Source organism: Actinomycetospora atypica, assembly GCF_042653685.1.
Classification (GTDB): domain Bacteria; phylum Actinomycetota; class Actinomycetes; order Mycobacteriales; family Pseudonocardiaceae; genus Actinomycetospora; species Actinomycetospora atypica.
Genome location: NZ_JBHSIV010000005.1, coordinates 1 through 12,441, shown reverse-complemented (window position 1 = coordinate 12,441; position 12,441 = coordinate 1). Strand labels below are relative to the sequence as shown.

The 12,441-nt window shown below is 75.1% G+C and carries 10 protein-coding genes and 2 pseudogenes; 6 read left to right on the top strand and 6 right to left on the bottom strand.

The window, feature by feature from the left end; all coding sequences use genetic code 11:
- Positions 1–44: 44 nt before the first annotated feature.
- On the bottom strand, positions 45–2,276 hold the full coding sequence (treS, locus tag ACFPBZ_RS05940) for a maltose alpha-D-glucosyltransferase (RefSeq protein ID WP_378035092.1): 2,232 nt from the start codon (positions 2,274–2,276) through the stop codon (positions 45–47).
- A gap of 214 nt (positions 2,277–2,490) precedes the next feature.
- On the opposite strand from treS, the gene ACFPBZ_RS05935 reads away from it, so the two are divergent.
- The 3 genes from ACFPBZ_RS05935 (at position 2,491) to ACFPBZ_RS05925 (ending at position 5,427) form a co-directional block, all read left to right on the top strand.
- On the top strand, positions 2,491–4,143 hold the full coding sequence (locus tag ACFPBZ_RS05935) for an adenylate/guanylate cyclase domain-containing protein (protein WP_378035091.1): 1,653 nt from the start codon (positions 2,491–2,493) through the stop codon (positions 4,141–4,143).
- A gap of 2 nt (positions 4,144–4,145) precedes the next feature.
- A complete protein-coding gene (locus tag ACFPBZ_RS05930; protein WP_378035342.1) occupies positions 4,146–4,940 on the top strand; it encodes an enoyl-CoA hydratase-related protein in 795 nt (264 codons plus the stop codon).
- 100 nt (positions 4,941–5,040) lie between these two features.
- A complete protein-coding gene (locus ACFPBZ_RS05925; protein WP_378035090.1) occupies positions 5,041–5,427 on the top strand; it encodes an STAS domain-containing protein in 387 nt (128 codons plus the stop codon).
- A gap of 32 nt (positions 5,428–5,459) precedes the next feature.
- On the opposite strand, the gene ACFPBZ_RS05920 is transcribed toward ACFPBZ_RS05925, so the two are convergent.
- Positions 5,460–6,878 carry an alpha,alpha-trehalose-phosphate synthase (UDP-forming) gene (locus tag ACFPBZ_RS05920; RefSeq protein ID WP_378035089.1) on the bottom strand — a complete coding sequence of 473 codons (1,419 nt, stop codon included), beginning with the start codon at positions 6,876–6,878 and terminating at the stop codon, positions 5,460–5,462.
- Between the two features lie 144 nt (positions 6,879–7,022).
- On the opposite strand from ACFPBZ_RS05920, the gene ACFPBZ_RS05915 reads away from it, so the two are divergent.
- From ACFPBZ_RS05915 to ACFPBZ_RS05905, 3 genes are all read left to right on the top strand, one after another.
- On the top strand, positions 7,023–7,748 hold the full coding sequence (locus tag ACFPBZ_RS05915; protein ID WP_378035088.1) for a GAF and ANTAR domain-containing protein: 726 nt from the start codon (positions 7,023–7,025) through the stop codon (positions 7,746–7,748).
- A 23-nt stretch (positions 7,749–7,771) separates the two neighbouring features.
- Positions 7,772–8,950: a zinc-dependent alcohol dehydrogenase gene (locus ACFPBZ_RS05910; protein WP_378035087.1), complete on the top strand. Its 1,179-nt coding sequence runs from the start codon at positions 7,772–7,774 to the stop codon at positions 8,948–8,950.
- A 127-nt stretch (positions 8,951–9,077) separates the two neighbouring features.
- Positions 9,078–9,971 (top strand): type IV toxin-antitoxin system AbiEi family antitoxin domain-containing protein, encoded by an 894-nt coding sequence (locus ACFPBZ_RS05905; protein WP_378035086.1) that lies wholly within the window; start codon positions 9,078–9,080, stop codon positions 9,969–9,971.
- A gap of 196 nt (positions 9,972–10,167) precedes the next feature.
- On the opposite strand, the pseudogene ACFPBZ_RS05900 reads toward ACFPBZ_RS05905, so the two are convergent.
- From ACFPBZ_RS05900 to ACFPBZ_RS05885, 4 genes and pseudogenes are all read right to left on the bottom strand, one after another.
- A pseudogene (locus tag ACFPBZ_RS05900) lies at positions 10,168–10,752 on the bottom strand (glycosyltransferase family 2 protein); the annotation flags it as partial.
- Positions 10,749–11,378 (bottom strand): SAM-dependent methyltransferase, encoded by a 630-nt coding sequence (locus ACFPBZ_RS05895; RefSeq protein ID WP_378035085.1) that lies wholly within the window; start codon positions 11,376–11,378, stop codon positions 10,749–10,751. The pseudogene ACFPBZ_RS05900 and the gene ACFPBZ_RS05895, both read right to left, overlap by 4 nt.
- Positions 11,366–12,139 carry a PIG-L deacetylase family protein gene (locus tag ACFPBZ_RS05890; RefSeq protein ID WP_378035084.1) on the bottom strand — a complete coding sequence of 258 codons (774 nt, stop codon included), beginning with the start codon at positions 12,137–12,139 and terminating at the stop codon, positions 11,366–11,368. The genes ACFPBZ_RS05895 and ACFPBZ_RS05890 overlap by 13 nt, the downstream gene beginning before the upstream one ends.
- Positions 12,136–12,441 (bottom strand): annotated as a pseudogene (locus tag ACFPBZ_RS05885) (hypothetical protein); the annotation flags it as partial. The pseudogene ACFPBZ_RS05885 and the gene ACFPBZ_RS05890, both read right to left, overlap by 4 nt.

Genomic DNA, 12,441 nt, shown 5'->3' with positions numbered 1-12,441 from the left:
AGCCACGCTAACGGACAATCGGGGCGCGGGGTCCCGAACGTGACCTACGGGGCCGGCGGCTCCACCAGCAGCACGGCCCCCCGGCGGGCGGGGAGGTCGACGGCGAAGGCGTGCAGGTCGTCGACCACGCCGACCGGCTCCTGGCTGAACATGTCGAGCACCGCGCCGCCCGGGGCGAGCACCTCGGAGCGCACGGTGCCCCGCACCGGCTCCCCCGCGAAGTTCAGCACCGTCAGCGCGAAGGAGCCCGACGCCAGCTCGTGCACCATCACCAGCACCCCGGGGTGCGAGACGTCGGGGATGTCGACCTGGCGGCTCGTCGCGATCCCGTAGTGCTTGCGGACGGCGAGGATCGCCTGCAGCTGGCGGGCGAAACTCGTCTCGTCGGCGAGCTGCTCCGGGAGCGGGCCGTAGAGGCTGCGCCCGCGGGGCATGCCCTCGGCCGAGCGCGTCGCCTCGGGCGCGACGCCCATGAGGTCGTGGGCGCCGCGGTGGATCCAGCGGCTGTCGCCCTCGGCGAGCAGCGTGGCGACCTCGTCGTGGGGCACCGTGAGCATGCCCATGAGGTCCCAGCCGGAGAGCGCGAACACCCCGGGCTGCATCGCGTTGAACATCGCCAGCATGAGGTGCACGGCCCGGATCTCGGCGGCCTCGGCGTCGCCGATGTCGTCGAGCGAGCGGATGCCGAGCGAGGCCGCGATGACGGTCGCGGTGGTGGAGGCGATGCCGTTGGTGGTGAAGACGAGGTTGTAGGGCGCGTTCTCCCCGGCGAGACGCTCGAGCAGCTCCGAGCGCACGATCTCCCCGAGCTGCGCGCCGGTCACCTCGGTGCCCCGGAAGGTGACGACGTCGTCGCGGTGCCCGGCCGACCAGTGGACGAGCTCGTAGGTCATCTCGTCGTGGTTCTGCAGCGCGTGCACCAGCGACGCCGGGTCGATCCCGAGGTCGCGGGCGGTGCGCAGCCCGAGGCGCAGGAACTCGGCGTCGCCGGTGGCCAGGGCGTGGTGGTAGCCCGGTCGGTTGACGAAGTCGTAGGACAGGTCCGCGCCGGCCCGCCCGACCTCGCGGATGTCGTCCATCGTCAGGTTCAGTTCCTGGAACGTGAACCCGCCGACCTTGCGCACCATGCTCGCGATGAGGTGGTTCGCGGCGCCGGAGAGCGGGTGGCCCTCCGACCAGGCGGGCCCACCGATGGCGCTCTTCTCCACCCCGAGGAACCCGTTGGCGTCGAGGCGCAGCGCGCCCGAACCGAGGTCGGCGAGCGAGTGCAGCGCGTCGCCGATCGTCAGGCGCATCCCGGCGAACGACGGGTCGAGCCAGTTGATCGAGGGCTGGCCCTCCTTGAAGTAGTGCAGGTAGACCCAGCGGCGCGCCACGCCGTCCACCCCGACGACGGCCTTCGTCGCGCTCCAGTTGGTCTCCTTGACCCCCGGCGCGTAGAAGATCACCCGCTGCAGGGCGCCGATGATGTAGCCGGCCTTCTCCAGGCGTTCCTCGGTGGCGACGTCGAGGTTGACCGAGTCGCGCCCGGCCGGGACCTCCGGCAGCTCCGACCAGTCCTCCGGGTCGATCTCGACCATGTGGAAGATGCCCGGGTAGTCGGCGTAGCCCATCTCGGCGAGCCGGAAGTCGGCGCCCTTGCCGGTGTGGCCGGGGACGACGTCGTCGATGATCGTCCCGCCGTGGAAGGTCGCCATGCCGCACATCGCGCGGAAGTCGGCCTCGGACCCGAAGGCCGGGTCGATCACCGTGGAGATCCGGTCGAAGTGTCCGTCGACGCTCGGGGTCTGCTCCCACCCCGAGATGCCGCCCGCGCGCTTCACCGGCCCGGTGTGCACCGCCTCGACGCCGATGGCGGCGAACGTGCGCCAGAGCTCCTCGTCGGCCATCGCGCCGAGGAACGACTGGTCGGCGCGCGTGATGAACGAGAGGGGGTAGGCGGTGAACCACACGCTGGCGGTGTCGACGGCGTTGCGGGGGTCGGGGTCGGCGTAGGGGTTCTGCCACATCGCGCCGCGGCCGGAGAACTGGCGGGAGATCGCGTCGGCGTCGGCGAGCATCGACTGCCCGCGCAGCCACGCCACGTAGGTGGGGTTGGTGCCGGTGGGCTCGCCGTCGCGGCCCGCGCTGCGCCGCTCGAAGGGCGAGCGCACCCGGGGGCGGTGCCGTAGCGACCGGGGTCGCGCGGGGTGGAAGTGCTCGGCGTAGGTGACCTCGCCGGCCCGGTCCGCGGGCTCGGGGACTCCTCCGTCGGCGTCGAGCGGTTCCTGCGCCACGCGTACCCCGTCCTCCCGCCCGATCCGGTCGGGCACCACTCCACCGCGTCACCCCGGCGAGGCGACATGGTCACACGGGCAACGCGCGACCCGGCCGCCGGGGAGCGGCTCCGAACGGGTGTCGGGAGCTGTTTCGATCCAGCACCCACAGGCGCGATATCTTCCCGGTACCCGCAGTACCGATACCTTCCCGACGAGCAGAGGCGGAACCCCCGTGACACGGCGTCGACACCCACGGCGCGACCGGTCCCACCGCGACGAATCGGCGCGCGACCGAACGGCACGCGACCGACCGGCGAGCCGCACCGACCCCCGGCCCGGCGACACCGGGCTCCGCGCGGCCACCCGGGCCCTGCTCGTGCTCGTCGTCGTGCTGCCCAACGTGATCGGAGCGGGCGTCGTCCTGGTCCTCGCCGCCTGGGTGCTGCCGCGCGACCTCGTCGAGACCCCGGGCCTGCTGCTGCGCAACCTCGTGGTGTTCGGCGCCTACGTGCTCTTCGCGGTGCTCGTCGGGGCGGGCTGGGGGCACCTCAGCATGCGGGTGCGCCCGCTGCCCGCCGACGCCGACGACCGCGCGCTGCGGCGCCGGGAGAAGCGGCTGCGGCGCGTGGTGCTGGGCGGGCCGCTGCGGCTCGCGGCCGTGCAGACGACGCTGTGGGCCGTCGCGGCCGTCGTGTTCATCCTGCTCAACGTCTTCGACTCCTGGCGGATCGCGCTCCAGGTGGGCGCGACGGTGCTGCTCGGCGGCCTGGCGACGGTCTCGCTGACCTACCGCCTCGTCGAGGTGGTGCTGCGGCCCGCGGCGCGGCAGGTGCTCGCCGACCGGCCGCCCGAGGGCCGGGTGCTGCCCGGGGTGCTCATGCGCACGCTCGGGGGCTGGCTGTTCGGCACCGCCACCCCGCTGCTCGGGGTGCTGCTGGCCGCCGTCGCCGCCCTCGCCCTCGGCACCTACGACGTCGAGCGCCTCGCGATCGCGGTCCTGGTGCTCGGCGGGGTCGCCCTCGTCCTCGGCGGCGCCGTCATCACGCTCACCGCGACCTCGACCGCGGCGCCCGTGCTGGCGGTGCGCCGCGCGCTCAAGCACGTGGAGCGCGGGGACTACGACGTCGACGTCCCCGTCTTCGACACCACCGAGCTCGGCCTGCTCCAGGCCGGGTTCAACACCATGGTCGGCGGCCTGCGCGAGCGGGAGCGGGTCCGCGACCTCTTCGGCCGCCACGTCGGCGAGGACGTCGCCCGCCACGCCCTCGAGCACGACCTCGACCGGGACCTCGAGCTCGGCGGCGAGGTCCGGGAGGTCGCCGTGCTGTTCGTCGACCTCGTCGGCTCCACCACCCTCGCCGCCACCCGGCCCCCCACCGAGGTCGTCTCGACCCTCAACCGCTTCTTCTCCGTGGTCGTCGACGTCGTCGAGGACCACGGCGGCTGGATCAACAAGTTCGAGGGCGACGCCGCCCTCGCCGTGTTCGGCGCCCCCACCGGGCTCGACGACGCCGCGGGCCACGCCCTCGCCGCCGGCCGCGACCTGGCCCGGCGCCTGCGCGACGAGGTGTTCACCGGCGACCGCGCCGAGCTCGCCGCCGGCATCGGCATCTCCGCCGGGGAGGCCGTCGCCGGCAACATCGGCGACCACCGCCGCTACGAGTACACCGTGATCGGCGACCCGGTGAACGAGGCCGCCCGCCTCTGCGACACCGCGAAGGACACCGCCGAGGGGGTCGCCGCGTCCGGGGCCGCCCTGGCGCGCGCCGCCGACGACGAGGCCCGGCACTGGACCTCGTCGGGCTCCCGGCAGCTGCGCGGGCGCACCGAGGAGACCGAGATCCTGGTGCCCGCGACCGAGGAGAAGGCGGAGGCGGGATCGTGACGATGCCCTGGCCCGACCATCCGGAGCCCACGGCGGAGGAGATCGCCGACCGGGTGCGCACCGAGCGGCACGGGCCGGTCCTGCTGGTGCGGATCCACCGCCCGGACCGGCACCAGGCGATCGACCCGGCGACGACGCTCGGCCTCGACGCCGCGCTGAACCGGCTCGACGACTCCGACGACCTGCGCTGCGGCGTCCTCACCGGCGGCGAGCGCGCCTTCTGCGCCGGCACCGACGTCACGGTCGGGCCCGGCGCCCCGACCCCGCGCGGCGGCAACTACGGCGTGGTCGCCCGGCGCCGCACCACCCCGCTGATCGCCGCGGTGGAGGGCGTCGCCTACGGCGGCGGCCTCGAGATCGCGCTGGCCTGCGACCTCGTCGTCGCGTCCCGGGACGCCCGCTTCGCCCTGCCCGAGGTGGGCCTGGGCCTCGTCGCGAACTGCGGGGCGCTCTTCCGCACGCCCCGGGCCCTCACCCCGGCGGTGGCCAAGCGGATGCTGCTGACCGGCGAGCCGCTCACCGCCGCCCGCGCCCACGAGCTCGGGCTGGTCACCGACCTCGTCGACCCGGGGGCGGCCGTCGACGCGGCGCTCGCCCTCGCGGCGACGATCGCCTCCCGCTCCCCCGTCGCCGTGCGGGCCACGCTCGCCGCGGTCGACTCGGCGGTCCTCGAGGCCGACGCCCGCGGCTGGGCCGACACCGACCGCGCCGTCGACGCGATCGCCGGCAGCGCCGACCGGGCCGAGGGACTGGCGGCCTTCGCCGAGAAGCGCCCGCCGCGATTCTCCGGACACTGACCGTTCTCGGCGCCGGGTGACCGCTCGGCTACTCTCGGGATGCTCCGTTTCACCACCGAGGCGAGCATCGACGACGGCCGACCCACCACGGAGCCGCACGATGCACCCCCAGGTACCCCCACGTCCGACCATCGGGGTCGACGCGCACCCCGACGGTGTCCGCGTGCGCGTCGACGGCGATCTCGACGCCGCCGACGCCCCCCGCCTCGAGCGCGTCCTCTCCCAGGTCGTCGACGCCGCCGGCCTCGAGGCCGACGAACGCGCCCGCGACCACCGGTGCGGTCACCGCGTCGTCGTCGACCTCGGCGCCGTCGACCTGCTCGCCGCGGCGGCGATGACCGTCCTGCACCGGGCGGGCCGGGAGGCCGGCCGCCGGGGCCTCGACTGGAGCGTGGTGGTCAGCCCGCAGGCCCGGCGGGCCCTGTCCCTCACCGGTCTCGACGACGAGCTCCTCCCCCGCGTCCCCGAGAACGCCCGCCAGGGCTGATCGACCGGACGCGGCCGCTCGGGGCCGACCGTTCAGCCGTCGAGGGCGGTGAGGAACGCGGCGGCCCAGCGGGCCACGTCGTTCTCGCGGACCTGCGCGCGCAGGGCACCCATCCGCCGCCGGGCCTCGTCGGTCCCGCGCCCGGCCACGGCCGCCTCGATCGCCGCCGCGACCCCGTCGAGGTCGTGGGGGTTGACCAGGTGCGCCTCGGTGAGCTCCTCCGCGGCGCCGGTGAACTCCGACAGGACCAGCGCGCCGTCGTCGTCGGACCGCGTCGCGACGTACTCCTTGGCCACCAGGTTCATCCCGTCGCGCACGGGGGTCACCAGCGCGACGTCGGCCGCGAGGTAGAGCGCCGCGAGCTCGGCGGGCGGCAGCGACCGGTGCAGGTAGTGCACCGCCGGCCGCCCGAGCCCGCCGTGGTCGCCGTTGATGCGCCCGACGGTGCGGTCGACCTCGTCGCGGGTGCGGCGGTAGGCCTCGACGCGCTCGCGGCTGGGGGTGGCCACCTGCACCAGCATCGTCCGGGCGGGGTCGAGCCGGCCGGTGTCGAGCAGCTCGCCGAACGCGCGCAGCCGGACGTCGATGCCCTTGGTGTAGTCGAGCCGGTCGACGCCGAGGAGCAGGACCTCGGGGTCGCCGAGCTCGGCCCGCACCTCCTTCGCCCGGTCCACGGTGGCCGGGTCGGCGCCCCGGTCGGCGAACGTGGCGCTGTCGATCGAGATCGGGAACGCCCCGACCCGCGTGGTGCGGCCCTCGAACCGGACCTCCCCGGGGGCCTCCCGCAGCCCGATCGGCGCGTCGTCGATCGTCGCGTCGCACAGCCGCTGCGCGAGCCACCGGAAGTTGGCGGCGCCGCCGGGGGTGTGGAACCCGACGAGGTCGGCGCCGAGCAGCCCCTCGACGACCTCGCGGCGCCACGGCAGCTGCAGGAACAGCTCCACCGGCGGGAACGGGATGTGCAGGAAGAAGCCGATGCGCAGGTCGGGCCGGCGCTCGCGCAACATCCGCGGCACGAGCTGCAGCTGGTAGTCCTGCACCCACACCGTCGCGCCCTCGTCGGCCACCTCGGCCGCGGCGTCGGCGAACCGCTCGTTGACCCGGCGGTGGACCTCCCACCAGTCGCGGTCGTAGACGGGGGCGACGACGACGTCGTGGTAGAGCGGCCAGAGCGTCGCGTTCGCGGCTCCCTCGTAGTGCGCGGCCACCTCGTCGGCGCCCAGCGGCACCGGGTGGAGCATCACGTCGGGGCCCACCGCGTCGTCGGAGAACGGCTCGGGCGCCACGTCGGGCACCCCGGGCCACCCCACCCACGCGCCGCGGCGGCCCTCGAGGGCGGGCGCGAGCGCCGTCACGAGACCGCCGGGAGCGGCCTGCCAGTGCTCGCTCCCGTCGTCGGCGGTGACGAGATCGACCGGGAGGCGGTTGGCGACGACGACGAGGTCAGGCACGGGTGCGCGGCTACCCGCGGGACCGCCCGGGGAACCGGGACGCTCGGACGGACGTGATCGTCTTCGGTGTCCTAGAGTGTTCCGGTCCTGGTTCAACAGCGAGGCGGGCGTTCCGAGCAGGCACGCACCTCGTGGGGGCCGCCGATGACGGTTGACGACCTGACCCCGGTCGCGGACGCGCTCACGCGCGGCGCCTCGGAGCTGAGTTCCGCGCTGGGCGACGAGCACGACGTCGTCGACCGGACCCTGCGGGCGACCGTCCGCTCGGCCGTCATGATCGTGCCGGGCGTCGAGCACGTGGGGTTCGCCCTCTGCGCCAAGGGGTCGCTCGAGTTCCGGTCGACCGGCGACGACGTCGCCGACGAGCTCGACGCCGCCCAGTCCTCCTTCGGCGAGGGCCCCAGCGTCCGGGCCGCAGCCACCGGCCGGCCCGTCGACGTCCCCGACCTCGCCGCCGACCCCCACCTCGGGGTCCTCGCGCGCGCGGCCGCCCGCCACGGTCTGGGTGCGGCCTACGCCCGGGTCCTGTCCGTCGGCGACGAGGTCGTCGGGGTGCTGACCCTCTACGCCCGCGAGGCGCTCGACGACCGGTCCCGCGCCCTCGTCGGGGCCCTGGCCGCGCAGGCGACCGTGGCGCTCTTCGGGGCGCAGCGCATCGCCGGGCTCGCCCGCGCGGTGCAGTCGCGGGACCTCATCGGGCAGGCCAAGGGCATCCTCGTCGAGCGCGACGGCGTGGACGCCGACGAGGCGTTCAGCCGGCTCGTCGGCGCCTCCCAGAGCACCAACCTCAAGCTCGTCGACGTGGCCCGCTGGCTCGTCACGGAGCGGGTGGAGCAGCGCCCCGCGCCGATCGACCGTTTGGGTCCGTAGCCGCGGCGGGGAGCCGACCGTCCATGAAGGCCGTCACCTGGCAGTCCCGCGGCAAGGTCAGTGTCGAGAACGTTCCTGACCCCCAGATCCAGCAACCGACCGACGCCATCGTGCGGATGACGAGCACCGCCATCTGCGGCTCGGACCTGCACCTCTACGAGGTCCTCGGACCGTTCCTCGACAAGGGCGACATCCTCGGCCACGAGCCGATGGGCGTCGTCGAGGAGGTCGGCTCCGAGGCCGGCGACCTGAAGGTCGGCGACCGCGTCGTCATCCCCTTCAACATCTCGTGCGGGCACTGCTGGATGTGCTCGCGCAACTACTTCTCGCAGTGCGAGACCACCCAGAACCACTCGCAGGGCATGGGCGCCTCGCTGTTCGGCTTCACCAAGCTCTACGGGCAGGTGCCGGGCGCGCAGGCCGAGTACCTGCGGGTGCCCCAGGCGCAGTTCGGCCCGATCGTCGTCCCCGACGGCCCGCCCGACGAGCGCTTCCTCTACCTCTCCGACGTGCTGCCCACCGCGTGGCAGGCCGTCGAGTACGCCCACATCCCCGAGGGCGGCAGCGTCGTCGTGTTCGGGCTCGGGCCGATCGGCCAGATGGCCTCCCGCATCGCGAAGTACCGCGGTTTCCGGGTGGTCGCCGTCGACTCCGTCCCGGAGCGCCTCGCCATGGCCGCGCGCCACGGCATCGAGACGATCGACTCCACGCAGGTCCAGGACGTCACCGGCGCGGTCCGCGACCTCACCGACGGCCGCGGTACCGACTCCGCGATCGACGCGGTGGGCATGGAGGCCCACGGCTCGCCCGTCGGCGAGGCCGTGCAGAAGGTGGCCGGGGTGCTGCCCGACGCGATCTCGGCGCCGCTGATGTCGACCGCGGGTGTCGACCGCACCGCCGCGCTCCTGGGCGCCGTCGACGCGGTCCGCCGCGCCGGCACGGTGTCGCTCTCCGGCGTCTACGGCGGGATGGCCGACCCCCTGCCGATGCTGAAGATGTTCGACAAGGGCATCGAGATCACCATGGGCCAGGCGCACGTGAAGCGCTGGACCCCGCAGATCCTCCCGCTGCTGACCGACGACGACCCGCTGGGCGTCCACGACCTCGAGACCCACGCGCTGCCGCTCGACCAGGCCGCGCACGGGTACGAGATCTTCCAGAAGAAGCAGGACGGCGCGATCAAGGTCGTCCTGAAGCCCTGACACGAGGCGCGACGAGCAAGATCGTCACCACGACGAGGATCCGGACGCCCAGCGTCCGGATCCTCGTCGTCTCGGTGATCATGGAACTCGGGGGAACCGATCGGGCCCCCTGACACTCCGAGTCGGTGTGAAGCTCGATCGTTTCCTGGCCTCCCACGACGGCGTCATCTCCCGCGCCCAGGCCCGCACGTGCGGCCTGAGCGAGGACCAGATCGCGCGCCGACTGACGAGCGGACAATGGGTCCGACGTGCCCCCGGCGTCTTCTTCGCGACGGCGTGGCCGTGGACCGCCGCGGCCCGGGTCCGGGTCGCCGCCGAGTGGGTCCGCCCCGTCGGGGCGGTGATCGGCGTGGCCGCGGCCTGGTGGCTCGGTCTCGGCGTCACCACACCGCATCCCCTCGTGGTGGCTCTCCCGCCCGGGTCCTCCCGCTCGCGGCCGCCGGGCGTCTCCCTGGTCCAGCGGGACCTGCGGGGCGACCGGATGACGCACCGCGGGCTGTGGGTGACCAGCCGCGCCCTGACCGCCCTCGACGCCGCGGTCGCCCTCGGGCAGGAGGGGCAGGCGTTCCTCGACCGGGTCCTCCAGCAGGGGACCGTCACCCTCGACGAGCTCCGGGGCACCCAGTCCCGGCACCTCGGCCGTCGCGGGTCGGGCGCCGCGCACCGGCTGCTGGTGCGGGCCGCGGACCGGGCGGCGTCGAAGGCCGAGCGGACGATGATCTCCCTGCTCCGCGAGAGCGGGGTCACCGGCTGGGCGGTCAACCTCGCCCTCGTGCTCTCCGACGGGCGGGAGGCGGTCCTCGACATCGCCTTCGCCGACGCGAGGTTCGCGCTCGAGGTCGACGGCTGGGCTTTCCACACCGACCCGGCGCGCTTCATCGACCGCCGAGCCCGGACGCGGGCCCTCGTCGCGGACGGCTGGGTGGTGGCCGAGGTGACCTGGGAGGACCTCGTGAGGCGCCCCGAGAAGATCCTCGACGAGATCCGACGGACGCTCGCCCACCGGCTCGCCCACTCATGATCACCAGGAGAACGAGGATCCGGACGCTGACCGTCCGGATCCTCGTCGTCCCGGTGATCATGGAACGAGGGACGTCAGTGGGGACGGGCTGCTGGGTGTCGAGCTCGACGAGGCGGTGCGCGAGCCCGCCGGTCGCGCGGCCGACCCGGCGCCCGCTGGTGAGCACGGGGCTGCGCCGGGTCCGGTGCACGGACGACCCGTGCGCCTCCAGCGCCGCCACCAGCGCGACGTCCTCCCCGGTGACGATCCCCCGGAACCCGCCGACCGCCTCGTACGCCCCGGCGCGCACCCCCAGGTTCGCGCCGTGGACGTGCGGGTGCGGGTCGCCCGAGGCGTCGTAGACCTCGCGGAACCAGCGCCGCGCGCCGGTCGGCTCCGCCTCCTCGTCGGGCTCCTCGATGTAGACGGTCCCGACGAACGCGTCGTCGCCCCGCTCGTAGGCCTCCAGGTGGGCGAGCAGCCAGTCCGGAGGGACGCGCGAGTCGGCGTCGGTGGTGGCGATCCAGTCGGGGCGGGGCCCGGGTCCGTCGAGCAGGGTCCGGCAGCCCGCGTCGCGGGCCCGACCCACCCCGGCGCCCGGCCCGGTCGCCGTCCCCACGCCGCGGAGCCGGGCGATGTCGGCGCTGGCGTCGCGGCACGCGTCAAGGACCACGACGGTCCGGACGAGCGCCCGTTCCCCGACCCACCGGGTGGCGCGGGCGAGCGCGTCGAGGCACCCGCCGAGCAGCTCCTGCTCGTCGTGCACCGGGACCACCACGCCGATCACGGGCGGAGGGCTCATCGCAGGCCCACCCGGAACGCCACCGAGCGGGCGGCCGGGGGGACGCGGGAGTACACGTCGAGCCGGAAGTCGCCCTCGCGGTGCTCGACGAGGCGCTCCAGGCCGGCGATTCCGGCCAGCTCGTCGTGGACGACGTCGCCGGTGACCGGGTACTCCGGCGCCTCGCGCACCCAGTGCACCGCGAGCAGCGTGCCGCCCGGCGCGAGCACGTCGAGCACCGCGGCCCACAGGGCGGCGCGGTCGGCGTCGCCGAAGTAGTAGGCGAGCTCGGAGACCACCACGAGGTCGAAGGGGCCCGCCGGGTACTCGCCCGGCACCGCGGCGCGCTCGACCCGCACGTGGTCCTCGCCCGCCAGCCGCCGGCGGGCGCGCTCCAGTCCGGTCTCGGCGAGGTCGGTGCACACGAGCTCGTCGCAGCGCGGCGCCAGCAGCACCGACAGCGCGCCGCCCGCGCACCCGGGCTCCCACGCACGGCCGAGGCGCTCGTCGGGCAGCGCGGCCATCACGAGCGACCGCTTGCGGTCCTCGTACCAGGAGCCCTCGAGCCCCCACGGGTCGTCCTCGTCGGCCCAGAGCCGGTCGAAGTGCTCGACGGGCAGCGAGCCCGCCCCGGTCAGGTCGTCCACAGCACCTCGATCTCACGCAGCAGCCGGGCGAGGACGCCGGGCGGAAGGATCACCCCGTCGCGGGGGTCGTCGGACAGCGGCCGCACCTGGGTGGTGAACTCGTCGACCGCGGCGCGCTTGGCCGCCAGGGCCGCGGCGTCGACGGTCACGGCCACCGCGCCGTCGCGGGGGACGTCGGGCCCGTCGGGGTCGGCCCAGTGCCACAGCCACACCGCGTACCGCCACACCGGGAGCGTGGTGGCCCCGGCGACGTCGGCGACGGCGTCGTGGTCGGGGTGGCCGTCGCCGGAAAGCGGCGCGAGGACGGTGTCGCCGGGGAGCAGCTCCCCGTGCAGGAGGTCGGCGAGCTCGTCGCGGTGGGCGGCCACGTGGCCGTCGGGCAGGCCCGCGCGCACCAGGCGCGAGCCCCCGAGGCCCAGCCGCTCCAGGGCGCGGCGCCGCTCGGCGTCGCGCAGGCGCACGAGGTCGGCCGGGACCAGCGTCGGGCTGCCCGGGTGGCTGCCCTCGCCGTCGGTCACGGCCACGACGACGACCTCGGTCCCCGCCGCCGCCCACGCGGCGAGCGTCGCGCCGGCGCCGAGCACCTCGTCGTCGGGATGGGGGGCGAGGACGACCACGCGGCCCGGCGGGCGGCAGGCGTCGGGCCCGACCCGCGGCAGGCCCGGCAGCAGGTCCGACGAGCGCCAGCGGGCCTCGTCGGTCCCGGTGCCGGTGAGGTCGCGGCCCGGGCGAGCGGAGCGACGGGGGTTCGGCAGAGTCACAGCCGCACCCCCTCGTCGGCCTCGCCGTCGACCTCGGCGGCGAGGTGCCCGAGGACCGCGAGGTCGCGCTCGGCGTGGCTCTGGCGGACGTAGACGGTGAGGTCCGCGACGTGGCGGGCGTGGGCCTCGTCGTGCGCGAGCGGGGCCGGCCCGGTGGCCCGGCCGGTGCTGCGCAGCACGGTCTCGACGGCCGCCTCGACGGTCGCGCGGGCTCGCAGCGCGCGGCGGCGGGCGTGCACGACCGGCTCGGACGGCGCGGTGGGGTGGTCGATCGCGACGGCCGCCGCGCGCAGCACGTCGGC